The 24,249-nt window shown below is 63.1% G+C and carries 28 protein-coding genes; 17 read left to right on the top strand and 11 right to left on the bottom strand.

Features of this window, described 5'->3' with window-relative positions:
- Positions 1-66: 66 nt before the first annotated feature.
- The 7 genes from ACNKFW_RS01880 to ACNKFW_RS01910 all read left to right on the top strand — a co-directional run bounded on the left by ACNKFW_RS01880 (position 67) and on the right by ACNKFW_RS01910 (position 5,637).
- The gene (locus tag ACNKFW_RS01880) at positions 67-267 is read left to right on the top strand and encodes a hypothetical protein (protein WP_018000084.1); all 201 of its coding nucleotides are present in this window, start codon (positions 67-69) and stop codon (positions 265-267) included.
- Positions 264-2,489 (top strand): AAA family ATPase, encoded by a 2,226-nt coding sequence (locus tag ACNKFW_RS01885; RefSeq protein ID WP_418024622.1) that lies wholly within the window; start codon positions 264-266, stop codon positions 2,487-2,489. The genes ACNKFW_RS01880 and ACNKFW_RS01885 overlap by 4 nt, the downstream gene beginning before the upstream one ends.
- Before the next feature lie 360 nt (positions 2,490-2,849).
- Positions 2,850-3,065 carry a hypothetical protein gene (locus ACNKFW_RS01890; protein ID WP_418024624.1) on the top strand — a complete coding sequence of 72 codons (216 nt, stop codon included), beginning with the start codon at positions 2,850-2,852 and terminating at the stop codon, positions 3,063-3,065.
- A complete protein-coding gene (locus ACNKFW_RS01895) occupies positions 3,058-3,435 on the top strand; it encodes a DUF6362 family protein (protein WP_104492451.1) in 378 nt (125 codons plus the stop codon). Before ACNKFW_RS01890 ends, ACNKFW_RS01895 begins: the two co-directional genes overlap by 8 nt.
- Positions 3,436-3,523: 88 nt before the next feature.
- The gene (locus ACNKFW_RS01900) at positions 3,524-3,934 is read left to right on the top strand and encodes an HNH endonuclease (protein WP_418024626.1); all 411 of its coding nucleotides are present in this window, start codon (positions 3,524-3,526) and stop codon (positions 3,932-3,934) included.
- Between the two features lie 120 nt (positions 3,935-4,054).
- On the top strand, positions 4,055-5,416 hold the full coding sequence (locus tag ACNKFW_RS01905; RefSeq protein WP_418024628.1) for a site-specific DNA-methyltransferase: 1,362 nt from the start codon (positions 4,055-4,057) through the stop codon (positions 5,414-5,416).
- Entirely contained in the window at positions 5,413-5,637 is a 225-nt protein-coding gene (locus ACNKFW_RS01910) for a hypothetical protein (protein ID WP_418024630.1), read from the top strand. Before ACNKFW_RS01905 ends, ACNKFW_RS01910 begins: the two co-directional genes overlap by 4 nt.
- 12 nt (positions 5,638-5,649) lie before the next feature.
- On the opposite strand, the gene ACNKFW_RS01915 is transcribed toward ACNKFW_RS01910, so the two are convergent.
- From ACNKFW_RS01915 to ACNKFW_RS01925, 3 genes are all read right to left on the bottom strand, one after another.
- Complete coding sequence (locus ACNKFW_RS01915; RefSeq protein ID WP_418024632.1) at positions 5,650-5,808, bottom strand: hypothetical protein; 159 nt, start codon at positions 5,806-5,808, stop codon at positions 5,650-5,652.
- Between the two features lie 98 nt (positions 5,809-5,906).
- The gene (locus tag ACNKFW_RS01920) at positions 5,907-6,212 is read right to left on the bottom strand and encodes a DUF982 domain-containing protein (RefSeq protein WP_418024634.1); all 306 of its coding nucleotides are present in this window, start codon (positions 6,210-6,212) and stop codon (positions 5,907-5,909) included.
- A gap of 79 nt (positions 6,213-6,291) precedes the next feature.
- Complete coding sequence (locus tag ACNKFW_RS01925) at positions 6,292-6,498, bottom strand: cold-shock protein (RefSeq protein WP_011748352.1); 207 nt, start codon at positions 6,496-6,498, stop codon at positions 6,292-6,294.
- Positions 6,499-6,704: 206 nt separating this feature from the next.
- Between ACNKFW_RS01925 and ACNKFW_RS01930 the strand changes: the two genes are divergently transcribed.
- The 10 genes from ACNKFW_RS01930 (at position 6,705) to ACNKFW_RS01975 (ending at position 14,907) form a co-directional block, all read left to right on the top strand.
- Positions 6,705-7,175, top strand: a complete 471-nt coding sequence (locus ACNKFW_RS01930; RefSeq protein ID WP_418024636.1) for a phage terminase small subunit P27 family — start codon at positions 6,705-6,707, stop codon at positions 7,173-7,175.
- A gap of 88 nt (positions 7,176-7,263) precedes the next feature.
- Positions 7,264-8,931, top strand: a complete 1,668-nt coding sequence (locus tag ACNKFW_RS01935) for a terminase large subunit (protein ID WP_418024638.1) — start codon at positions 7,264-7,266, stop codon at positions 8,929-8,931.
- 27 nt (positions 8,932-8,958) lie between these two features.
- Positions 8,959-10,266 (top strand): phage portal protein, encoded by a 1,308-nt coding sequence (locus ACNKFW_RS01940; protein WP_418024640.1) that lies wholly within the window; start codon positions 8,959-8,961, stop codon positions 10,264-10,266.
- Complete coding sequence (locus ACNKFW_RS01945) at positions 10,253-11,116, top strand: head maturation protease, ClpP-related (protein WP_418024642.1); 864 nt, start codon at positions 10,253-10,255, stop codon at positions 11,114-11,116. Before ACNKFW_RS01940 ends, ACNKFW_RS01945 begins: the two co-directional genes overlap by 14 nt.
- Positions 11,117-11,126: 10 nt before the next feature.
- Entirely contained in the window at positions 11,127-12,410 is a 1,284-nt protein-coding gene (locus tag ACNKFW_RS01950) for a phage major capsid protein (protein WP_418024644.1), read from the top strand.
- Between the two features lie 80 nt (positions 12,411-12,490).
- Positions 12,491-12,931 (top strand): hypothetical protein, encoded by a 441-nt coding sequence (locus tag ACNKFW_RS01955; RefSeq protein ID WP_418024646.1) that lies wholly within the window; start codon positions 12,491-12,493, stop codon positions 12,929-12,931.
- A 65-nt stretch (positions 12,932-12,996) separates the two neighbouring features.
- Complete coding sequence (locus tag ACNKFW_RS01960; RefSeq protein WP_418024647.1) at positions 12,997-13,536, top strand: head-tail connector protein; 540 nt, start codon at positions 12,997-12,999, stop codon at positions 13,534-13,536.
- Between the two features lie 2 nt (positions 13,537-13,538).
- Positions 13,539-13,859, top strand: a complete 321-nt coding sequence (locus tag ACNKFW_RS01965; protein WP_230378524.1) for a phage head closure protein — start codon at positions 13,539-13,541, stop codon at positions 13,857-13,859.
- 25 nt (positions 13,860-13,884) lie between these two features.
- Positions 13,885-14,160 (top strand): DUF6127 family protein, encoded by a 276-nt coding sequence (locus ACNKFW_RS01970; protein ID WP_230377220.1) that lies wholly within the window; start codon positions 13,885-13,887, stop codon positions 14,158-14,160.
- A 72-nt stretch (positions 14,161-14,232) separates the two neighbouring features.
- Positions 14,233-14,907 (top strand): YcbK family protein, encoded by a 675-nt coding sequence (locus ACNKFW_RS01975; RefSeq protein ID WP_418024649.1) that lies wholly within the window; start codon positions 14,233-14,235, stop codon positions 14,905-14,907.
- 476 nt (positions 14,908-15,383) lie between these two features.
- Here the strand turns inward: ACNKFW_RS01975 and ACNKFW_RS01980 are convergent, their stop codons facing one another.
- The 8 genes from ACNKFW_RS01980 to ACNKFW_RS02015 all read right to left on the bottom strand — a co-directional run bounded on the left by ACNKFW_RS01980 (position 15,384) and on the right by ACNKFW_RS02015 (position 24,053).
- Positions 15,384-16,634, bottom strand: coding sequence for an IS256 family transposase (locus ACNKFW_RS01980; protein ID WP_418024651.1), 1,251 nt, complete (start codon positions 16,632-16,634; stop codon positions 15,384-15,386).
- 131 nt (positions 16,635-16,765) lie between these two features.
- Positions 16,766-18,379: a MotA/TolQ/ExbB proton channel family protein gene (locus tag ACNKFW_RS01985; protein ID WP_418024653.1), complete on the bottom strand. Its 1,614-nt coding sequence runs from the start codon at positions 18,377-18,379 to the stop codon at positions 16,766-16,768.
- 283 nt (positions 18,380-18,662) lie between these two features.
- A complete protein-coding gene (locus ACNKFW_RS01990) occupies positions 18,663-19,676 on the bottom strand; it encodes a hypothetical protein (RefSeq protein WP_418024655.1) in 1,014 nt (337 codons plus the stop codon).
- Positions 19,673-20,134: a hypothetical protein gene (locus tag ACNKFW_RS01995; RefSeq protein ID WP_418024656.1), complete on the bottom strand. Its 462-nt coding sequence runs from the start codon at positions 20,132-20,134 to the stop codon at positions 19,673-19,675. The genes ACNKFW_RS01990 and ACNKFW_RS01995 overlap by 4 nt, the downstream gene beginning before the upstream one ends.
- Before the next feature lie 32 nt (positions 20,135-20,166).
- Positions 20,167-21,054, bottom strand: coding sequence for a hypothetical protein (locus ACNKFW_RS02000; RefSeq protein ID WP_418024658.1), 888 nt, complete (start codon positions 21,052-21,054; stop codon positions 20,167-20,169).
- Between the two features lie 9 nt (positions 21,055-21,063).
- A complete protein-coding gene (locus ACNKFW_RS02005) occupies positions 21,064-22,578 on the bottom strand; it encodes a hypothetical protein (RefSeq protein WP_418024660.1) in 1,515 nt (504 codons plus the stop codon).
- A gap of 2 nt (positions 22,579-22,580) precedes the next feature.
- Entirely contained in the window at positions 22,581-23,210 is a 630-nt protein-coding gene (locus tag ACNKFW_RS02010; RefSeq protein ID WP_418024662.1) for a hypothetical protein, read from the bottom strand.
- Between the two features lie 36 nt (positions 23,211-23,246).
- Positions 23,247-24,053 (bottom strand): hypothetical protein, encoded by an 807-nt coding sequence (locus ACNKFW_RS02015; RefSeq protein ID WP_418024663.1) that lies wholly within the window; start codon positions 24,051-24,053, stop codon positions 23,247-23,249.
- Positions 24,054-24,249: the final 196 nt, after the last annotated feature.

Here is a 24,249-nt window from a genome sequence, read left to right on the forward strand (position 1 = left end):
AATGTCCCGATCGTCCCTTGGGGCTGGCTTTTGATCAGGTGAAGCCCTTGTTCGCGAGCCTGACCGATGACCCTGCCGCCAATTCCACCGCCTGACCTGCTCAAGCGCCTGCCTGGCTATTATCGCCGCTGGGAACTGACCGAGCTGGTGATGCCGGATCGGTATTACTTCTTCGAAGCAGCCGGCCAGCATGAGGATGGCGAGGACCTCTTCGCGGTCTATATCCAGCCCGCCGATCTGGAGCCCGGCGAAGGGCGGCTACAATGAGCGTGCCGGCGGTCGATCCGGCGCAGATCGCGCTGTTTCTCGATGTCGTCTTCTCCTGGTGCGACGGGCTGATCCCCTTGCGCGGCCTGCCCGATAAGGGCGTGACGCCGCCCCCGCCGAGTGATCTGCGCTGGTTGCCGGCCGATGGGGGTGCGGCCGCGACCATCGCGGGCTGTGCCGAGGTTGCCGCGCCCATCGGCCGAGCCATCTATGTCATCCCCGGCACGGTGGCGCAGCGTGGCGAAGCCCGCGCCGAGCATGTCGTCCAGATGCAGGCACTGGTCGTCGATCTCGACGAGGGCGATATTGCTGCCAAACGCGCGCAACTGATGCGCCATCTCGGCCCGGCGACGCTGACCGTCGAGAGCGGCGGCGTCACGGAGGCCGGACAGCCCAAGCTGCATCTGTGGTGGAAGCTGACGGAACCGGTCGAGGGCGCGGAGATCGCCCGGCTGTGCCGCCTGCGCGCCGAGATCGCCCGCAAGATCGGCGGTGACGGCAGCTTCGGCTCGGCCCACCAGCCGGTGCGGGTGCCGGGCACGGTTCATGGCAAGTACGGACTGAGGTCGCAGGTCCGGATCATCGATCATCAGGCGATCGAGGTCGATCTGGCCGAGTTCGAATCTCGGGCGATCGCCATGCCGGCCTTGGCAGAGCCGTCGTCATCGGGCACGCCCCTCGACTTCAATGTCGATGCAAAACCCTCCGTGGATCAGGTGCTGACCACGCCGGTTCGCGAAGGCGCGGCGGATGACTGGACCCGGTTCCAGGGAGCCAGTGCCGCGATCGGCCATTACCTGCGCCAGGCCCATGAGGGGCGCATGACGCTCGATGAGGCCTGGGAGGCGATCTGCAGCTATAACGCCGCGATGCTGCGCCCGCCATGGCCCCAGGATCGGCTCAAGGCCGAGACACGTCGCCTGTGGCAGCGACATCTCGAACGCAACGGACCTGCGCAGCCGCCGCGGCAGGAGGCGCCGACAGGCCCGCTGGACTGCTTCAGCCTCGGCCAGCTGCTCGATGACCGCAGCGCGCTGCCCGACGACATCATCGCGCCGCGCGTGCTCACCCCGGGCGGCCTGCTGGTCCTTGGCGGAGCGCCCAAGGTCGGCAAGAGCGACTTCCTGATCTCCTGGCTCGTGCACATGGCCGCGGGCGTGCCGTTCCTCGGCTTTACGCCGCCGCGGCCGCTGCGGGTGTTCTACCTGCAGGCGGAACTTCAGTATCACTACCTGCGGGAGCGCCTTCACCAGATCGGTTTGCCGCCCGAGGTGCTCGACTCCGCCCGCGATGGCTTCGTCGCAACGCCGCGGCTGAAGCTGCTGCTCGATGGGTGTGGCGTGGCCCGTGTGGCTGAGGCGGTCCGCTCCGCTTTCCGCGACAGCCCGCCCGACGTCCTGTGCATCGACCCGATCCGCAATGTCTTCGACGGCGGTCCCGACAGCGGCGGCGAGAACGACAACAGCGCGATGATGTTCTTCCTGCGGGAGCGCGTCGAGGCGCTGCAGGCGACGGTCAATCCCGATGCCGGGGTCATCCTCGTCCACCACACGAAGAAGCTCTCGAAGCCGCAGGTGAAGGACGATCCCTTCCTGGCCCTTTCCGGCGCCAGCGCGCTCCGGGGTTACTACACCACGGGCCTGATCCTGCACCGCCCGGACGAGGACAGCACCGCCCGTCGCCTCGAGATCGAACTGCGCAACGGACCGGCGCTCGAGCCGAAGCTGGTCGACAAGATCGGGGGCACATGGGTTGAGGTCAGCCGGCTCTTCGAACGCGTCGTCGGCCAGGAAATCGGCGCAAAGCACGACGCCGAGCGCGATCGCAAGCGCGACGTCATCCTCTCGATCCTGCTCGCCGAGGCCGCCGAGGGGCGGCTCTATACCTCGACGCAGTTCCGCGAGGCATTCGAGAACCAGTTCGGCCTTGGCAGCCAGTCGACGATTCGTGACCGGATCAATGTGCTGAGCACCAAGGGCTATATCCGCTTCCTGCGCGATGGCACCGAATTCGGCCACGAGGTCGTTCGCTCGAGGTTCGGATATCTCTGCGTCCACGGCATGGTGTTCGGCAGCGAGGCGCAGGTCGATCCGGAGACCGGCGAGGTGCTGTCGACCGGCAGACCGGTCGTTCCCAGCCACTACAAGTCGCCCGCCAACGGCCTCTGCATGGAGCTGGAGGACCCCTGCAACTGGCCCGATCCGGAGGACGACCATGCGTGAAATCGTCCTCCAACACGTTTGTTCGTCCTCCCGGATTTCTTGTTCGACCTCAGGACAAACATGTTCGTCCTCCTCCGTTGTTCGTCCTAAATCAAACAAAATCAATGACTTACTACAGGACGAGGACGAACATGTTCGTCCTCTTGTTCGACCTCTATTCGTCCTATTTTCCCGTTTTACTACAGAGACTTACTTGCTTTTGAGGACGAACAACGGGACCCCCCATACTACGTATGGGAGGGCCGGCCTCGGGGCCGAGCCCCCCATCCGTGACGTCCGTGCCCGCGGTCCGCCGTTCTCTTTCGTCTCTGCCTCACCCGACCACTGCGGCCAGAACGACAGGAGATGACGATGGCCCGAATGAAACTGACGACGATGCGTTACACGCCCCCCGGCTACGGCGGCACGCGGCGCAGCCCCGATGAGGTCAAGCGTGATGGCTGGCAGGAGATGGGTCTGCTTGTGGTCAGCGTGGACGACCCGCGGCTGACCTGGCCGGAGCGCGAGATGATCGCGCAACTGGGACGCAAGCTCTACGGCCCCTGCGCTAGTGAGGGAGGGCACGGCGATGGTTGAGCGCAACTGGACAGCCGACGATGTTGCCGATCACTTCGAGGAGGCGTTCCGGACCCTGCGCAGGCTCCCCTCCGCTGCCCCGCGCGGTCACGGCAGCCACTGGCCGCAGATCCTGCGCAGCGCCCGCGAGATCGCGGCGATGGAGCCGGAGCCGATGCGGGTGGTGCCCTCGGCGCAGGCGATCTCGGCGCTGGAACGGACCTTCGACTGGGCGCTGTGGATCAACGAGGCCGAACGCAAGCTGATCTGGTCGCGGGCGGCCCGGGTGCCATGGAAGGTCATCTCCGGGGAGATGGGCTGCGACCGGACCACGGCGTGGCGTCGCTGGCAACTGGCGCTCACCAAGATCGCGGCGCGGCTTAATGCGTAAGCGACTCCAATGTGTTGCAACACTTTTGTGTTCGACACCTGCAACAGATCCATGCTACAAGCAGGGCATGATCGGGAGAAGAGCGCCCATGAGCGCCACCGATCATCTCCATCCCGTTTCATCTGACTTGCGAGGGCATCCCATGCCTGTGCGCCCGCCCATCCATCGCCCGGCTGGACGACGCGACAAGCCGGAGCGTGACCGCGACACTGATCGCCAACGCGACCCCGCCATCCGGGCGCTCTACAAATCCGCCCGGTGGCAGCGTGCCCGGCGCATGTTCCTCGCCTGCCACCCGCTTTGTGCGGAATGCCAGCGGCAGGGTCGCGTGAGCGCCGCCAACACCGTCGATCACATTACTCCGCATTGCGGCGACACCACCCGGTTCTGGGACCAGGACGGCTGGCAGCCGCTCTGTGCGCCCTGTCACAGCCGCAAGACCGCCGCCGAGGATGGCGGCTTCGGCAATCGGCGGACCGGGCGCGAGTCCTCCGGCTGACCCGGGGGGAGGGCAAATCTCTGGAGCCTTCCGGCCCCGGACCGCGCGCCAAGCTTTCTGCATCCGTGGCCAAAATGGCGAGGGGGGGGGTGCAGTCCAAAATCCGAAGGAAACCACCTCGTGACCGATTACCAGCTTGCCGTCGAATATCGCGGCCTCGACAGCCTTGTACCCTATGCACGCAACGCCCGTACCCATTCCGAGGCGCAGGTGGCCGAGATCGCCGGCTCGATCCGCGAGTTCGGCTTCGTGAACCCGGTGCTGATCGCGGAGGATGGCACGCTGATCGCGGGTCATGGCCGGGTGCTGGCTGCACGGCAGCTTGGCATGGAGACGGTGCCGACCATCAGCCTGACCGGGTTGTCGGAGACGCAGCGCCGGGCCTTGGTGCTGGCCGATAACCGCATCGCGTTGAATGCCGGATGGGACGAGGCGTTGCTGGCGCTGGAACTGTCAGATCTGAAGGAGGCTGGTTTCGATCTCGGGATCATGGGCTTTGAGGACGGCGAACTGGACCGACTGCTGGCCGGCGCGGAAGCGGAGGACGAGACGTCGACGCCACCCGTCATTATCCCCGAGCCTCCGCGTCATCCGGCCTCGCGCACCGGCGATCTGTGGTTGCTCGGCACCCACAGGCTGCTCTGCGGCGATAGCACCAGCGCTGCCGATGTGCGCCGCCTGATGAACGGCGAGCGGGCCGTGCTGTTCGCGACCGATCCGCCCTATCTGGTCGATTACGATGGCTCGAACCACCCAACCCGCAACAAGGACTGGTCGGCGTCCTACGGCACGACCTGGGATGACTCGAGCCAAGGCGCAGAACTCTACGACGGCTTCATCGGCGCGGCCATCGCAGAGGCGATCACCGAGGACGCCGCCTGGTATTGCTGGCACGCCTCGCGCCGCCAGGCGATGCTGGAAGCCTGCTGGGAAAAGGCCGGGGCGTTTGTGCATCAGCAGATCATCTGGGTGAAGGACCGGGGCGTTCTGACCCGGTCGCATTACCTCTGGAAGCACGAACCCTGCCTCATGGGCTGGCGGCGTCCGAACCGCCCGCCGAAAGTGGCCGATCAGACGCTGCCCTCGACCTGGGAGATGCCGAGTTTCGCCAGGGACGAGCGCCCCGACCATCCCACGCCGAAGCCGCTCGACGCCTTCGGCATTCCGATGCGCCAGCACGTCGCGCGCGGCGGGCTCTGCTATGAGCCCTTCTGCGGCTCCGGGTCGCAGATCATGGCCGGCGAGGTCAACGGTCGGCGCGTCTTCGCGATGGAGATCAGCCCGGCCTATGTCGATGTCGCCGTCGAACGGTGGCAGGCCGAGACCGGCCGCGATGTGATCCTCGACGGCGACGGACGGACCTACGCCGAGGTGAAAGCCGAGCGGCTTGGTGAACACGCAGGCACGGATGCGGAGGCGGATGGCGACGCTGACGGTGAGGCCTCCGCCCGCAAGCGGCGCAGCCGGAGCAAGGCGGCATGAAACAATCCCGTCTCATGTCGCTGGCCGAGTCCGTCGCAAACGTGATCGTCGGCTACGGCCTCGCCGCCATCACGCAGATCCTGATCTTTCCCATCTTCGGCCTGCACACCACGCTGGCGCAGAACCTGAAGATCTGCGCCGCGTTCACGGTCATGTCGATTGCCCGTTCCTTCGCCTTGCGGAGGGTGTTCGAGGCGATCCGCATGCGGGGTGCACCATGAAACACCGCGCGGTCACTCGGCGGCGGTCTCCGCAGCCCGCGCCATTCGGCGGTTTTTCAGCACCCGCTCAACCATCGCCTGTGCAGGGCCGTCGCCAACGCCAAGGTCGTGGCAGTTCTGAAGGATCAGAAATGTGAGATCTGCGTCGGTTCGGTCCTCGGAGTTGGGCATCGGCTTTCCTTTCGCGAGCGGGGTTGCTTCACCGCGGTCGTATCATTGTCGGCGCCGCGCAAGGACCGTCCCGCCGATCTGGTGGTCGTTGTCGTGTATCACGCGTTAACGCGGTGCTCTGGTTGACTTGCGAGGTGCCGCGATACGAAGCCGGCCGATCTGGCCGCCACGATGAAGGCGCGGCGCGCAGTCGCGACCGATGCCATGCAGTCCATGGCAGCTTCCACCTGGTGAAGCGCACGATCACGCGCCAGGTCGGTGACGGGCCATTTCTTTCGCAACCAGTAGCGGACCTGCTCGGCTGTGGAGAAGTTCTGTATCTCGCCCGAAGGAGAGACGACAAAGGACAACGGTTTGCCCCAGTGGATTTCAATCAAACTCAGTTCTTTCAGGAAATTCGGCACCGGGGAACCTTAGGCAACCGGTGCTGGGTGAAGGAGGGCGCGCCAAGCCGTCGCCCAACCTTCATGATGGATGTTTCGCTCAGGCGAGAACGAGATTCGTTGCCGAGTCCCGACCGTTACGGTCGCGCTCCAGATCGAATGAAACGGCCTGACCGTCATTCAGCTGGTGGATGCCAGCCCGCTCGACCGCAGAGATGTGGACGAAGATGTCCTTCGAGCCGCTCTCTGGCTGGATGAAGCCGAAACCCTTGGCGGAATTGAACCATTTCACGGTGCCATTGGCCATCGTGATACTCCTTGTCTGTATGTCGTTCGCACAACGCAACGACCCGGCAAAGCTGACGATCGAGAGCTGAGCCGGAAAAGGAACAGATTCGAAAACAAGTGTTGCTGACTGCATATGGGGTCCGCTCGTGCGATTTGCGAGGGGGCGACGTCGAGTTTCTTATTCTTCGTGCCCGTTGCATTGGAGAAGATGCGGAAGAACCTGCCATGCCCGGTCGCAAACCCTTGCCGACGCAGTTGAAGCTGGTGAAAGGCACCGCACGGCCGCACCGGATCAACGCCGATGAGCCGAAGCCGATTGTGGCAACACCACCGCCGCCCGATCACCTCGAGGCGGCGGCGGCCGCGAAGTTCACCGAGATGGCGGGACTGCTGGCCCGCCACGGGGTGATGACCGAGCTCGATGTGGGGGCGCTCGCGCGCTACGTGGTCATCTGGCGCCGCTGGCTCGAGGCGGAGGTCGAGGTCAAGCGCCGCGGCCCGGTGGTGAAGACCGTGGGCGGGAATATCATCCAGAACCCGTTCCTGGCGGTGGCCAATAAATGCCTCGCGCAGATGGGCCAGATCGAGAGTGAGTTCGGGATGACGCCCTCCAGCCGCAGCCGGGTACGCATGGCCGAACCCACTGACAGTCGCGATCCATTCGAGGATTATCTGAACCGTGGCAGCAAGGCGTAAAACCGGCACCGGGTGGAAGTTGCCGGCCTGTCCGGTCACAGCCTACGCAAAGGCAGTCACGGGCGGCAAGATCACTGCGGGCCGGCTGGTGAAGCTGGCCTGCGCACGGCATCTGGAGGACCTGAATACCGGCAAGACCCGCAGTCTCTCCTGGGACCGCGCCGCCGCGCTGCACGCGATCGAGTTTTTCACCCATCTGCGGCACTCGACCGGGGAATGGGCCGGCCAGCCCTTTGTGCTGCAGCCATGGCAGCAATTCGTGGTCGGATCCGTCTTCGGCTGGAAACGCGCTGATGGGCTCAGGCGATTCCGCACCGCCTATGTCGAGGTGGCGCGCAAGAATGGCAAATCCGCGCTGCTCGCAGGCATCGCGCTCTACGCGCTGATCGCCGATGGTGAGGCCGGCGCGCATGTCTATGCCGCGGCGACCACCCGCGATCAGGCGCGCATCGTGTTCGGCGAGGCCGAGCGCATGGTGGCGGCGAGTCCGGCATTGTCAGTGCGGGTGACGCGCACCGTGAACAACCTCGCGGTGCTGCCCACCGCGTCGTGGTTCCGGCCGCTCTCGGCCGATGCCAGCAAGATGGACGGGCTCAACGTGCATCTGGCCGCCGTGGACGAGGTGCATGAACATCCGGGGCCGGAGATCATCCAGAAGCTCAACACCGCCACCGGTGCCCGGCGCCAGCCGCTGATCGTCGAGATCACCACCGCCGGCCATGACCGCCATTCGGTCTGTCGCCAGCATCACGAGTTCTCGGTCAAGGCGCTGGAAGGGTCTGTGCCGCATGAGACGGCCGATAGCTGGTTTGCCTTCATAGCGACAATCGATGAAGGCGATGACTGGACTGATCCTGCGGTCTGGGTGAAGGCTAATCCCAGCCTCGGAGTGACGGTGAAGCCGGATGACCTGAAGCGCCAGATCGACGAGGCCCGCGAGATGCCGGCGCAGCAGAACGCCATCCGGCGGCTGCGGCTGAATGAATGGACCGAACAGGTCACCCGCTGGCTCGACATGGGCGTCTGGGCCGAGGGCGGGCCGGGTGACGGGGCTGATTGGCGAGATATCCGCGCCGGGCTGGATGATCTGGAGCAGAAGCTGCTGGGCCGCGAATGCTATGGCGGGCTCGATCTCGCCCGGGTCAACGACCTCTCGGCCTTCATGCTGCTGTTCCCACCGACGGGGGACCCCGCGCTCGGTGATCTGGCCGAGAAATGGATCGTGCTGCCCCGCTTCTGGGTGCCTGAGGAAGATATTCTGCGCCGGGGTAAGCGCGATCGAGTGCCCTACGATACCTGGCGCAACCAGGGGCTCCTCTCCGCCACCCCCGGCAATGCCACCGATTTCGCCTTTATCGAGGCCGAGATCATCGCACTCGCGGGGCGCTACGATCTGCGCGAGCTCTCTTACGACCGCACCTTCGCCGGAGAGATCGTCCAGCATCTGCAGGATGAGGGGATCAACCTGGTGCAGTTCGGTCAGGGGTTTCTGAGCATGGCGGCGCCGACCGCGGAACTTGAGCGGCTCTCGGTGTCGCGGCTCTTGTGGCATGGCGGCCATCCGGTGCTGCGCTGGAATGCCTCGAATGTCGCCGTGCGCCATGATCCGGCCGGCAATATCAAGCCGGACAAGGAACGCTCCTCGGAGCGCATCGACGGCATTGTCGCGATCTGCAACGCCCTCGGCCGGGCGCTCCTGCGCGACGTCAATGCCGGCCGCTCGGTCTATGACAGCCGCAGCATCCTGGTGCTGTAGGCTACCCGTCTTACGGAAAGAATGCCCATGTCCTTCTGGTCCCGCTGGTTTGCAGGCGCCCCGCCTGCGGCCTCACCTCCGCACGCCCCGTCGCCACGCGCTGCCATCCATGAAGCCGGCGGCGGGCTGGTCATCACCTCTGCCGCCGAACTGGATGCGGCGCTCCGGGCCGGCGCAGCCAGCGGCTCCGGCATGGCGGTGACGCCGGACAGCGCCATGCGGGTGGCGGCAGTCTATGCCTGCGTGCGCATCATTTCCGGCGCGGTGGCAACGCTGCCCTTGCATATCAAGCGCCGGATCGATGCCCGGACCCGCGAGGATGCCTCGGATGCCCCGATCTGGCAGCTGCTGCGGCGAAGGCCCAATCGCTGGCAGACGCCATCGCAGTTCCGCCGGATGCTGCAGGCGCATCTGCTCTTGCGCGGCAATGCCTATGCCATGATCGTGCGCTCGCGCGGCACCGTGCAGGCGCTGATCCCGCTGCATCCGGATCGGGTCGAGGTGGTGCAGGGCGAGGACCTGGCGCTGAGCTTTCTCTATACCCGCCCCGATGGAAGGCGTCTGCGGCTGGCGCAGGACGAGGTGCTGCATCTGGTCGGGCTGACGCTGGACGGGGTACGAGGTGTCTCACCAATCGCCTATGCCCGCGAGACCATCGGTCTGGCGCTGGCGATGGAGGATCACGGCGCCACCACCTTCCGCAATGGCGCCCGGGTCTCGGGCGTGCTCAGGCACCCGCAGAAGCTCGGACCCGAGGCGGTGGCCAATCTCAAGGCCGGGCTCGAGGCGTTCCGCGCCGGCGGTGACCAGGAAGGCAAGCACCTCATTCTCGAGGAAGGTATGGATTACGCCCGTATCGCGATGACCGCCGAGGATGCGCAATGGATCGAGAGCCGCAAGTTCAGCCGCAGCGACATCGCCATGTTCTTCGGGGTGCCGCCGCACATGATCGGCGATACCGAGAAGTCCACCAGCTGGGGCACCGGCATCGAGCAGCAATCGATCGGGTTTGTCGCCTACACGCTCGAGGATCATCTGACGATGTGGGAGGAGGCGATCGATCGTGACCTGATCGGCGCTGATGATCTGCTTTATGCACGTTTCAACCGCGCGGCCCTGGTCAAAGGCGATATCAAGGCCCGCTGGGAAGCCTATGTCAAAGGCCTGCAATGGGGCGTCTACAGCCCCAATGAAATCCGAGCGCTGGAAGATCAGAACCCGCGCGATGGCGGCGATGTCTATTATCCGCCGCCCAACATGACGGCAGCGGTCGGCGACGCGGATAACGTGTCTGCCATTCCTGCGACTGAAGGAGCTTCTGATGAGCCTGCGTGATCTTCCGGCCGGGCCGGTCTTTCCGCGTCCGGCGGCGTTCCAGGCCGATGCGCCGTGGGACGCGCTGGCCCGATGGGCTGCCATGCCGGCTGCGGCAGCAGCCCCGACAAAGGGCGACAGCACCATCACCATCTCCGACGTGATCGGCGAGGATGGCATGGGCGGTGGGGTCAGCCTGCGCCGGATCGCGGCGGCGCTGAGCAGGATCGGTCCGAATGCGGTCACCGTGCAGATCAACTCGCCCGGCGGTGACATGTTCGAGGGCATTGCCATCTACAACCTGCTGCGCGCCCATCCGGCCGCGGTTACCGTCGAGGTGCTGGGTCTTGCGGCATCCGCCGCCTCGATCATCGCCATGGCCGGGGACGAGATCCACATGAGACCCGGCAGCTTTCTGATGCTGCATAATGCCTGGGGCGTGGTGATCGGCAATCGCCACGACATGGCCGAAGCCGCCACGCTTTTTGAGACCTTCGACGCCGCCCTGACCGAGATTTATGCCGCGCGCAGCGGCAGGAGCAGCGAGGAAATTGCCGCGCTGCTCGATGCCGAGACCTTTCTGGGCACCGAGGAGGCGATTGCCGCCGGGATGGCGGACGGAATTGCGCCCGATACAGGCAACCGACCACGCGTGGAAGCTGAGCCGCCCACCATGGCGCAGGCCCGCCCCGACATTCAGGCGCGGCGCCGCATCGACGCGGCTCTGGCGCAGCAAGGCATCCCCCGCAGCGAGCGGCGCGCGATGCTGAAACAGATTACCGGCACGCGCAACGCTGCCGAACCCGCCACGCAGAACGCTGGCATCCCCGTGAGCGCCATCCGGCAGCTCATCGACACCATCCGCTCATAAGGAAACCATCATGGGCATCCAGAAATCCCCCCGCATTCGCGGGGCCGTTCGCGTGCGCGCCGAGGCCGGCGACGCCAACGCCATCCTCGCCGATCTGAACCGCGCCTTTGCCGCCTTCAAGGACGAGCATCAAGCCGAGATCAACGGCATCAACGCGAAGTTCGCCGATGTCGTGCAGGCCGAGAAACTCGAGCGCATCAATACCGAGATCACCAAGCTGCAGTCTGCGCTGGATGAGACCAACACCATGCTAGCCGCAGCCAAGCTGGGCGGCGCAAGCAGCGCGGATCGGGCGGACAGCCCCGAGACCCGCGAGCACGCCCGCGCCTTCAACCAGTTCTTCCGCCGCGGGGTCGAGGCCGGGTTGCGGGAGTTGGAGGTGAAGGCCGCCCTTCGCACCGACAGCGATCCCGATGGCGGCTATGTCGTCCCCGACCAGATGGAACAGATTATCGACCGGGTGCTGGGCTCGGTCTCGGCCATGCGCGCGATTGCCAGTGTCATCTCGATCTCGGCCGGCAGCTACAAGAAGCTGGTCAATCAGGGGGGCGCCGCGGCCGGCTGGGTCGGCGAGCGTCAGGCTCGCCCCGAGACTGCCACCCCGAGGCTCGCTGAACTGGCTTTCCCGGCGATGGAGATCTACGCCAACCCGGCCGCGACCCAGACCCTGCTCGACGATGCCCGTGTCGATATCGCTGCCTGGTTGGCCGAAGAGGTCTCGACCGCCTTCGCCGAGGCCGAGGCTGCCGCCTTCATCACCGGCGACGGGGTGAACAGGCCCCGCGGCATCCTGGCCTATGACACGGTCGCCAATGCCTCTTACGCCTGGGGCAAGATCGGCTACACCGCCTCGGGCGTCGCGGCCGCATTGACCGATGCCAGCCATAATGGCGTCGATGCGCTGATCGACCTCGTCTACGGGCTGAAGCAGGGCTACCGGCAGAATGCGCGCTTCCTGATGAACCGCTCGCTGCAGGCGGCGATCCGCAAGCTGAAGTCGAAGACCGAGGAACTCTATCTCTGGCAGCCCCCGGTCCAGGCTGGCCAGCCGGCGACGCTGCTCGGCTATCCGATCAGCGATGACGACGACATGCCCGATATCGCCGCCGGAGCTTTCCCGATTGCCTTCGGGAATTTCCGGCGCGGCTATCTGATCGTCGACCGCTTCGGCATCCGGGTGCTGCGCGATCCCTTCACCAACAAGCCCTATGTGCATTTCTATACCACCAAGCGCGTCGGTGGCGGGGTGCAGAATTTTGATGCCATCAAGCTGCTGAAGATCGCGGCCAGCTGATCGCCCGGCTGAACCAAGGCGCGCGCGCGGCAGGGTTCAGCCCGCGTCTTCCCACCCACATTCCTGCACAGGAGGATCCGATGAAGGATCTGCATTCCAGTCTCTCGGTGGCCGCGGCCATCAATGCTGCCACCCTCACCGACGACAGCACCCCCGTGGCCATTGATCTGCGCGGTCATGACGGTGCCGAGATCATTCTCGCCATTGGCGCGGGCGGCATCACCTTCACCTCGACCAACAGGATCGAGTTCATCCTGACCCATTCCGATGACGACAGCAGCTATGAGGCGGTGACCGCAGCCGACCTGCTGGGTGTCCCGACCGTGGGCGAAGGCGGCATCGTCAAGGCGCTGGTCGAGGCCCACGCCACCGCCGCCGTTTACCGCTTCGGCTATGTCGGAACCAAACGCTACCTGAAGCTGCTGGCGGCGCTTGAAGGCACCCATGCCACCGGCACGCCGATTGCCGGCCTGGTGATCAGGGGTCACGGCCGGATCAACCCGCAGGCCGATCAGGCCTGAGGTCGATGCTGCAATAACTGCGCGGGCGGTGAAGACCGCCCGTGCCCTGCCTCAGGGGGCTGCCCATGTTTACGCTGACCCGCATCACCGCGCCCGCGGCCACGCCGATCACGCTGGAAGAGGCCAAGGCGCAGCTTCGGGTCGATCACGAGGACGAGGACCTGCTGATCCAGCATTATATCGATGCTGCCACCGCCTGGCTCGACGGGCCGGCCGGCATCCTCGGTCGTTGCCTAGTCACGCAATCCTGGCAGATGGACCTCGATGCCCTCACCGGCCCGATCCTGCTGCCGTTTCCCGACAGCGAGATCGACAGCGCCGTGTTCACCGATGCTGCGGGCGGCGATCTCGATTACCGGATCGACCGGCGGGACCAACGCCTGTTGTTGCGACCCCTCGCGGGCTTTGGCCGCCCCGCGGCCATCACCTTCACCGCCGGCTATGGCGCCCCCGCCGATGTGCCTGCGGCAATCCGTCAGGCCATGCTGCTGCTGATCGCGCATTGGTATGAGCATCGCGAGGCGGTCAGCCTCGGGGCAAGTCCATCGGCGCTGCCCATGGCGGTCGATGCGCTGCTCGCCCCCTATCGCAGGATCCGGCTGTGAGAATGGTTGCCGGACGCCTGCGGCGCCGGGTCACCTTCCAGCAGGCTGTGATCATCCGCGATCCGGACGGGATGCTGATCCAAGGGTGGGAGGATCGCTTCACCCTCTGGTGCCATGTTCATTATCTGCGCGGCTCCGAGGCCGTCATGCAGGCACGGCTGGTCTCGAAAGCACCGGCCATCCTGACGATCCGCGCCAGCGCCGAGACCCGCGCCATCACCTCGGAATGGCGGGCCCTCATCGACGCGGTGATCTTCGATCTCAAGGAAGATCCTCGGCCCAGCGAGGATGGCGCCTATTTCGAGATGCTGGTTGAGGCGTGAGAGGCCCAGAATGGGGGAGGCGCCGATGACACCGCACAGTTCTGACCGGTCGAACGCCGAACTCGAGGCGATGCTGACCCGTGCCGCCGAGCAGGGGGCGAAACGCGCGCTCGCCGATGTCGGCCTCGACGGCGACGAGGCAGCCCTCGACATCCGCGATCTGCGCTCCCTCGTGGACTGCATCCGGCTGGTGCGCCGCACCGCCATGCAGACCGCCGTCCGCATGATCACCACCGGCGTGATGCTGGCTCTGCTCGCGGGCATCGCCATCAAGCTCAAGATCTTCGGCGGCGGCCCGTAGCCGCGCCCCATCCCCATTCATCAGCCCGCAATGACCCGCCCTCGAGGCGGGTTTTTCGTTTTGGAGGACCCCATGACGACGACCTTCTACGACCATTGGCGGGAGGCGCCCAAGGGCACCTGGCGCTGGCCCAACTTCTCGCCCGCAGAAATCGCCTGCCGGGGCACCGGCAAGTTGCTGATCAACGAACCGGCGCTCGACAAGCTGCAGGCGCTGCGCGACCGGCTCGGCAAGCCGCTGATGGTCCGCTCCGCCTATCGCAGCCCCGAGCACAACCGCGCCGTTGGCGGCGCGACCCGTTCCAAGCATCTCGACGGCGCCGCCTTCGACATCGCGATGGCAAACCACGATCCTGTGGCGTTCGAGGCGGCGGCGCGCGAGGTTGGGTTCCTCGGCTTCGGTTTCTATCCGCGCTCGGGCTTCATCCATGTCGACCTCGGGCCCGCGCGGCAGTGGGGCGAGCGGTTCCCGGTCCGGGCGACGGCATTCGCAGCCGAGACGCCTCCGGCACGCGAAGTGCTGGCCGACAGCCGCACGATGAAGGGCGGTGGCGCGGCAGGCGTGGCGACGCTGGGCGCTGCCGGGGTGGAGGTTGCGCAGAGCGTTCTGGCCGAGACCCAGACCGCGATCCTGCCGCTGGTGCCGTATCTCGACACGCTCCGCTGGGTGTTCATCGCCGTCGCGCTCGGTGGCATCGCGATCACGATCTACGCTCGGCTCGACGACTGGAAGCGGGGACGTCGCTGATTGGCGGACACCTACTAGGAACCCGAGTTGGTTCCTGCGTGCCTGTGCTGGGGCGGCGGCCTGATCTGGATCGATCAGGGTTGGCGCACCAGGACGATGCGCGCGTCTCGATAGCAGATCGCAAGAGACCCTTACAAACAGCGGTTTCGGCTGAATGACTATCTCGTGGTGCTTACGCGGGCATGGGCCGGTTTCGTACTCTTCGTGCCGCGGGGCGAGGTTGATGATCCGACCCGTTCTCCGGACGGGATGGACTCCTGTGCCGAAGAACTGATTGTTGCGGGCTGCGAAGACGTCATGGAGCACTTGGTGTAAGGCTCTTCATGAGAAAATTCGGCGGCAACTTCCTCCTTTCGGCCAGAGATCTCATGAGGATCATGGCTGAGACCGGTGCGACGGGACCTGTCCAAGCCCCGGCGGATAAAGATCCCATCGCAACCGAGCCCGAGATATGGGCAAAAGTTGGTGACGCCTGATCAGGCGGCGGATTGAAGGTGGCGAAGACCGTCGCGGAACTCAACCCCTTGGATGATCTCAGGAAGGCGGTTTTGGCCGTCGAGTTTGCGCCATTTCTTTTGCGCTGACATCATCAGCTTGAAGGCCATGGCCAGACCAGTCTTTCGGCTCAGGCATCCCTTGGTGCGTTTCGTGCGATGCCGGACTGTTGCGAAGGTGCTCTCGATCGGATTTGACGTCCGGATGTGTTTCCAGTGTTCCGCCGGATAGTCGTAGAATGTCAGCAGCGCCTCCCGGTCCTTGACCAGCTTGGCCACCGCCTTATCCCATTTCACACCGTAGGTTTCGACGAAGAAATCGAAGGCGGCGTTCGCTTTGGCTTTTGTTTCGGCTTGCCAGATATCGTGCAAATGGCCCTTTGCCTTGGCTTGGATGGATTTCGGCATCGCGTTCAGCACGTTCATTGTTTTGTGAACCCAACAGCGCTGTTCCCGCGTCGTCGCGAATACCTCGCGCAGCGCGGTCCAGAACCCTAAGGCGCCGTCGCCAACAGCCAATTTAGGGTCCTGTTTCAGGCCACGGCGTTTGAGGTCGAGCAGCACCTCACGCCAGCTTTGCGTGCTCTCGCGGAAGCCGTCTGTCATGGCCAACAGCTCTTTGCGGCCATATTCATCGGCACCGACAACCACCAGAACACATTGCTTTTCTTCAGCCATTCGCGGTTTGAAATAGACACCATCCGCCCAGATGTAGAGAAAGCGCCGGTTGCCGAGGTCGCGTTTTTGCCAGGCTTCGTAATCTTTCCACCAGTCGGCCTTCAGTCGGGTGATCGTCTTGGCGGACAGGCCCTTGGCATTCGGACCCAGCAGCGCCTCCAGCGCCTCGGTGAAGTCGCCCGTGGACACGCCCTTGAGGTAAAGCCACGGCAGCAGTTCTTCGACCGATTTCGCCTTGCGCAGATACCGCGGCAGGATGCTGGGCGTGAAGGTGATCCTGTCCTCACCGGGTTTGCGATCTCGCACCCGCGGCACTTTCACCGGCACGGGGCCAATCCCGGTCATCACCTCGCGCTCGGGCAGGTGACCATGGCGCACCAACCGGGATGTTCCATTCTCAAGTTTCACGTCAGAAAATGCGGCCAACAATGCCGCGAGCTCCGCGTGGATTGCCTGTTCGATCAACTTGCGCGCGCCGTCACGGATAATATCGGTGAAGGGGTCGGTGCTGAATCCGGATGGATCGGGCAGCTTGGCAATGGTAGTCTCTGGCATGTGGCATATCCCTTTCTCGGTTGAGAATTGACGGCGTTCTGAACACCGCCATGATATGCCGCCCCTCAGGGCATCACCAACTTTCGCTCATTACTCACCGAGCCCCGTACGTCGGTTCACAGAAGGGTCGGTCACGGTTCGACGATTTGAGAGACCCAGGCTCGGATGTCCTCGCCCCACCAGAACGCCACCATCACGATAGCAATGAAACCAGCGATCGCGAGTACACGGCCTGAGCCGCTAGACTGCTTGGGTCCATTTTCGCGCGCCTTGTGCGCCGCCAGGCCATCTTCAACCAGGTCCATCGTTTCCCTGAATTTGTGTGCGTTGTGATCAAGTATGTCGGTCCAACGCTCGATCTGCGCAGCCGACAAACCCATCTGTGCGAGACCGTCACGCAATTCCTTGATCGGATCATCGGGTAGTATGTTCTCGATCTGCACAAGAGCGCGTAACGTGTCGTGTTTCTCCTCGGCAAGCATGCTCTCTTCGAGGTGTTGAAGCAGGTGGAGAGCCATCATCAGGACGAAGCTCAGCGCCAAGGCGACAAGCGTCGTGTCAAAGGCGACACCGATCTCAACTGCGACGCTGCTCTCAGCGCGCAGGCGAGTGACTGCCTCGCCGCTCCCAAGGTCGACGGTCGCTAAAAGGGCCGAGCCAATGCCAATCACTGTCCCGATGAATCCCAGCGTCGGGATTGCCCAGACTATGAAGCTCAAAATACGATGATGTGCCTCGAGACGGTCAGCAGCTGCATCGATCTCTGTGGAAACGAAGGAGGGTACGTTCTCGCCGCTGCGAGCCGACTTCATGGCAAGAAGCCCCGAAATCCAGGCATCGAGCCTCGGCAAAGCAGGAACCGCTCCCGCCCAAAGAAAGTTGGCCTTCCTAGTGACGCTTTCGCGGATCGCTTCCATCTCGAGGATGGTGCGATCGAGATCGGCCCGATCACCTTCGCGATGCCAAGGAGCAGCGATAGTTGTGTAGGCCTCTCTTTTTTGCTTTGTGCTTTTCTCTGGCCCGCTGACTCCTTGCTCACCAGCCGGGTCATCTGGCGATGCATCACCGGCAGTGGGTGGCTCCGCAGCGGCCGGTGAGGGATCAAGGTTGACGAGGCGGTGCTCCACACGGAAGGACTTGGTCCCTTTGAGCAGACGGTTTGGCAGGATGTTTGATATCCAGTGCAGGGCGATGAAGATCAGTCCTGCAAAAAAGAGCACGTAGCAAGAGTACTGAATGGGCCCATTCAAACGTCTTGGCCACACCAGCCCATCGGTTGCGGCTGAGGGCGCAGCGTCAAGATGCGCATCCATTATCCCTTTCGCGCGGTCAAGCTCTCGGGACGAAAGGCTCTCGTCAGCACGGCCAATTACCATCGTCGATAGCACATAGGGACTCGCGTCGAAACTGACCTGGCGAAATGGCCAGTCGAAGCCGAAGGTTTCAGTCCAAAGCCTGTAGAGGCTGTCAGGTTCGAGGATGTCGTATGGAGTCCGTAAAGTTGTGAGCGCAAGATCGACGTTCAGCACCGTGACGACTTCGTCGTCTTCACCGTCGTTGTAGCGCGCCACGAGCCGATATACCGGAGAATCCCCGATCGTCGCCTTAGGGTCTAAGTCAATCCAGCCCTCTTCGCCGGGTATCTGCACTACCAGGTTTCCGGGAAGAGGATTAATCGAGTCGTCAATTTCGCGCAGCCGATCAACCACAGATGCGGAATGCAGGCCAACGGGTTCAAGAGGCACGTCCCCTAGCACCGAGACAGTGTTTTCGGGAGCCGTGTCATCGTCTAAACAAGTCGTTCGGTCGTCTGCCACGACAAGGCAAGTCTGTTGCGCGACAGACTTGGCTGATGCAGGGGCGAAATCCGACCCCGAGACGAGAAGCCACGTTAGGACGAAGGCTCCCGCAAGGATTACGGCGAGCCTGACAACAGCCCGCAACATGCCGACGATCCAGTGCCCTCGGAAGCTCGAAGATCCAAGAAATACGAAGGGAGAAATTACGTAGAATAAGTATTGCACTTGGTCATCTCCAATCGAGAACTAGAAACGCGACCGGCTGCACAATGCGCGATGCGTCCAGCGCGTCGTCGATCTCTGCAATGGGTGTGGAGCCCATCAGAAGGCGATCGATCAACTGGCGTCGCAGCATCGATAGGTCGATGCCTGCCAGCGTCTCGATCCCGACACTTGCGCTTAGTGCGCCTAGCCGCGCTTCGAATTCGGACTGGGTGAGGACCCGTCGGGCCCCACACGCGCCATCGCAGTCGGTACCTGTTCCATGAAAAAGGTACTCGCCCCCGGTCTCGGACAGAAAACGTCCCTCGGTGCCGATATCGCGCAGCTCGTCCAGCTGAACTCCGGCAGCGTCCATGCGGTCCAGTGTGATGCTCAGGGCGGAGCTTCGGGTAGCTTGAGTGTAGGCGTTCAGCCTAGGCGTCGCTATTGTTCCATCGCTGACCCGCAACGGTGTACGGTCCAGGGAAGGCGAACCGCGGTAGATGAACACGTCCCCCAGCTCCTCGACCATGGCATCTCCGTTCTCGAGGGTACGCGCTGCGACGAAGAACCGTTCGGTGGGGCCCTCGTGCACACCACCGGAGCCTGGAGGCACAGTGTTGCTGGCAGCATTGTAGTACCATGCCTCACGGGAGCTTCCCGACCCGCAGATTCCCGGGACCCTCTCGAAGGTGCACGCGGCGTCAAAGTTGGGAGGCGTTTCGAAGTCGAGCTCGACGCAAAGAAACGAACTGAAGACTCCGGCAGAGGGTCGACAGCCCCCGCCGGGTGCAAGATCGGAGCGCAGAAGAAAAACATGTTCACCCATGTTGCTGCGCGCGATCATTACATAGCTGTGATCGCTAGGATTTGGCGATCGGTTCGTCAGGCAAACCTTGGCGTCAGGTGGGGTCGTCGTCTCGATCACCTCGCAGAGGTCGTCGACGAATATCTGCTGGGCAGTTAGGCTTTGCATCTGCAGGCAGATGGCCGTGAGCACTAACGGCAGGATCCGAAGCAGCTTGAAAAGCTTGCTCGTCACGGGCAACTCTCCTCAACAGCACTGCTATCATCAAATGGATCGATGCGGCGGCGGAACCCTGCATCGAACGTCAGCGCGAGTAGACGCTGTTGCCCCTCGATTTCTGCGCGCACCAGGATGCAATCCGTGGTGAAGAAGTTCGGACCGCGAAGGATCGCCACCTCGATCGCACCCGGCGCGGGAGCGTTATCCGCTAGGACGGCGGTCAAACGACCTTGGCCGGTCGTCCATTCACGGACGGCGCCGGGCTGGCGCGGGCAATCGACGTCGAAGCATTCCGCGGTTGCACCTCCCGCATCGAAACGCGCTCCGATCACGTATGGTGCAGCGCTCGCCGTCCGTATCTCAACTATTCGGGTGATTGCAAAGGGATCAAAGTCAGAGTCGACCTGAGGCGTTATAAGGTAGAGAACCACCACACCGCCGAAGGCACAGCAGATCATGTCGAGGAACGGCATTCCGATCACCTCGACGGTCTGTCGGGTACGCCTCACGGACACGCCGCCGAATAGACTGGAGTAGAGCCTTGTGCCGCCCAGCCTGCGATCCATTCACGGATTGGGGATCCTCCAAGGGTATCGCTGCGCACTGGATCTGCCGCCATATCGGGCTCGACCAAGCGCACGAGCCCATCACCGGAGAAAGAGACCTCGAAGGTGATATCGCGGGTATTGCTGCAGTCATACACGCGGTAGCGGAAGGGCGTCGGCCAAGGATCGCGCGGACACATCGTCCCGAGCTCACTTTGTATCTGGGTGAGAAAGTTCTCTTCCCACTCTTTTTGAGGAGTGCGATCGGGTGCAAGTGCGCGGTCTGCAAAGGATGCGCAGTGAAATACATAGCGATCCTCGTTCACGCCGCGTCGATCCAGTTTCTGCATTTCCAGGTAATGCACCTCACTGGCCTTGCAGGACTCGATCACGAACTCGACTTTAACGCCGCCGGTCATCTCTTCGAAGCGAATGGCGACTTCTTTGGCGAATGCTTCGGAGGCTTTGCAGCCGATTTCGATGCGACCCGTGCCGCCGGTTTCGCGCAGATGAGCGACAAAACGTTCACCCTGACCGGTGGTCGAGCACGCGTCCTCAAATAGCCCTACGGTCGCAGGAACTACGGTTTCGGATACTTCCGTCCCGTTCGCCCTCCGGTAGTCGATACGCTCGAGGACGTAGGACGGTGGGATCTGGAAACCCATCAAGTGCGACACGCCGAACTGCCGGATCCGCATCTCTCCGGCCCCAAGCGGACGGTCCCCGTCATATGCGCCGCCCTCATTGCCGAAGACCAGCAGCCACAGCACTAGGACCGCGCCGAGACCGCACGCAAGCAAGTCTATCGAGGAGGTTGAAAACAGCTGAATTGTCGTGCGGCGTCGCATGGTCCCGCTTCAGCCCCCCTCGCAGAGCTGGTTGGGTCCGGCGCTGAACCCGGTGTCCGAGACCTGATAACCGCCGTCTTCCCCCTGCGATGGTTCGAAAATTAGACAGAGCGAAGCGGTCTCCTGTTCGATCTGGACCGTTACGCTCTCGCTTTCGAAGTCGCACGAGATCAGGCGGATGTTCGGGTCCGTCCAGGACTGCGGGAAATCGCGGATCGGGGATGAACCTTCGATCGCGGTGATATCAATGTCGAATGCATCGCCATCCGCCAGATTGAGCAGCGTGAGCGTGACGTCGCCCGAGTATAGTTCGTAGCCGCAGCCCACACCGGGATGGGCCTTCACGTCTGGATTGCCACCGGCTGCCCTGATCTCCTGGTCATTCCTTGAGTCGAGCGGATCTCCTACGGGCTCATCCGCAGTTTCGGTCGTGGTTTCGTCTGCCGGTTCAGTCGTGGGTTCGTTCGTCGGTTCAGTTGTCGGCTCGTCTGTCGGTTCAGTCGTGGGTTGTTCTGTTGTGGACGCAGTCCCGCCCGGCGGAGCCGGGGGCGCGGGCGCCGGCGCGCCCGGGATCGGACCGCCCCCTGGCTGATCGTCTACCCCGTCGCCATCCCCATCGCCATTGCCGTCGGAGAAGAGCGCTGACAGCAGCATGAGCGCCGCAGCGATCGCCGCAAGGTAGGGATTGCCGCTCATCATTGCCGCCATCATCATGCTCTGCATGGACGACTGAAATGCAAGTTGCGCTTCCTCAGCGCTGCGGGCATTTGCCAGCTTGCGCACCAACTCCGGCGCCTCACTGCAGCCAATGCCCTGCAGCGCCTCTGCGATGTCCGCATTATTCTCCCCGCTGCGCGCTGAGGTGACGACCGAGCGCCGCTGATACGCCGTGGTCTGCGGACAATTGCGTTCAATTGCGGGCAGTAGTTCGCGCTCGACGTAATCGTCAAGCGCTTCGTCCACCTCTCTTTTCTTCTCCTCGATTTCACGATTGAGTTCTTCGATCTGTTCTTTCTGCCAAGAGGCGAGGTCCTCTTTGTCCGGCACGCTTTCCAGCAAGTCTTCAAGGTCTTGCGTCCGCTGAGCGAGCTCCCTTTCCAATTCGGTCGTCGCGCCTTCGACGAGATCCTGAGTGGCGCGCTCCAATTCGGTTGCCTGCTCCTCGGCCGCGGCAATCTCGGCTTCGATGCGCTCTTCGACCGAAGCACCGGCCTGAGTGGCAAGGATCTGCCCCATCATCTGCATCAGTATTTCGTTCTGAGCGGCGGCGGCATCGAGCCGCCCCGTCAGGGTCGACAGCTGTTGGCGCGTTCTCTCTGCGGCCGCCGCCCGAGCGGCCTCGGCGGCCTCTGCATTTGCACGAGCCTGAGCGGCCATCTCGCGGAGACCTTCGAGTTGTTGAGGGTTAAGTTGCGAGCTCTCTTGAGCAAGAGCAGCCGGCGCTACGCTGGTCATCACAATGGAAAGAGCACTGACACCAGTGACAATCCCCCGGTACGAAAGAAGGGAGTTCTTCGTTTTCATGTTCATTCCTCACTGATGGGCAGGGTTTCTTCCGTCGGTGTCTCGCCCGTAGAGGGAGCAGGCACCACGCCTAGTAATTCATTTATCCTCTGAAGCGTCAGCGCGCAGAAGTTTTCGGTCGATGCCGCTAAGGTTTCAATCTCGGCGGCACGCTGGCGCAGGTCGTCTAGGGCTTGAGACTGCTCCAACTGGTTTTGAGCGACCACGCGCGTCACACTTCCAATACCACCGGCGAGGCGCGCCTTCATCTCTTCGGTAGCGTCATCTATACCTGCCTCGCAAAGGTCACCCAGATCGTGCACGGTCTGAGCGACGCCATGTCGTGTGCGCACCGGGTCAATGCCGACAGCTGCATCAAGACGTGCGAGGGCATCAATAACCCGCGCCACCGGGGCCCCGTCGCCCGGCTCTACATTCACCAAGCGGCGCATCTCGCTAATGGCGTCGCTGTAGACGCCACTCGTCCCCGCTAAAACACCAAGGCCAAAACCCACGATGACAAGCACGATTCCAAGTACCCGCCCGAGAAACCGCCCGAACCGAATCCATGGAGTAATTTGGGTCACTTCGGCCCGTGTGGCCGTCTGCGGCGCCCGCCCCATCCTTCTGTCGTTTTGATCAGTATGGCTCACAGCTTTCTCCGCTTGGACCGATCCTCTTGGCCGAATTCAGTAGTCGACCCGCACGCTAAAAACGGCACGGTCTCGAGGATTGCGGGCAGAATATCGCTTCTGAATATTGTCGAGCATCTTAAGCCAAACTTGGTGGCCTCCTTCGAAGATCGTCTTGCTACCGACAACCGACTGGAAAAGTGAGACGTCCGCGACGCGGTCAGCTGCCTTTACGAAGATTGTGAGGCTCCCGTCTCCATTGTCGCGAACGCCAAATGCGCGATTGCCAGAGACTGGATGCCAGCCCGGGCCATTGGGAAAGACAGAACTCCCAACTTTAACCGTCGAAAAGATGAAGTCGGTCTCGGACTTGCAAGAAAGGACGACAGCGCCCCGCTCAAGGGGAATCTCTCCGGACAGCATTGTTTCTAGCCGAAAGACCATTACGGCACCTTTCGGACTGTTGGAGTTCCAAGTGTTCGCGTCCCCATCACTGAAGGGGTAAAAATCTCTATTTCCGCTCGGACCAAAAATAATCTCGCCGAGGTTCGCACGAAACTCGTCGAAAAGCTGCCCGGCGGACTGGCCGGCTGCGTCGATCACTATGGAATATTGATCGATGTTGAGCTTGCCCTGGCCGTCGCCGTCTAGCGACTGCACCTTCTCGATAGCCGAGTTGAGGGAACCTTCGGCCGTGAAGCGCTCGAGGTCAGACCAGTTCGGGCGATCGAACGTAAGGGGTGGCCTCACGAACTCGGCACACTCGGCGAGAGCGCTGGAAAACGATGAAAATAGAAGAAATGCAGAAATAATAATGCGCCAGATGAATTCTACTCCGACAGACCTATGCGATTTGAAAAACATATCTGATCACCGCAATCGGGTGGTTTAAGCAAGGAGGTTCCGCGACTTGTCGGAGGTAGTCTAGCCGGAACGTGAACAAAAAGCAGCCTCCAAGTTTCGTTCGGTGTGCCGGGTTGGCAGCGTATCATGCGTGATGGAGTAGGGGTTGCCGGTCCTGTGGAAGGTCCGTGCCCGGCCAGGACGACCACATGCAGAC

This window comes from Paracoccus sp. TD-10 (genome assembly GCF_048270675.1).
GTDB lineage: Bacteria > Pseudomonadota > Alphaproteobacteria > Rhodobacterales > Rhodobacteraceae > Paracoccus > Paracoccus pantotrophus.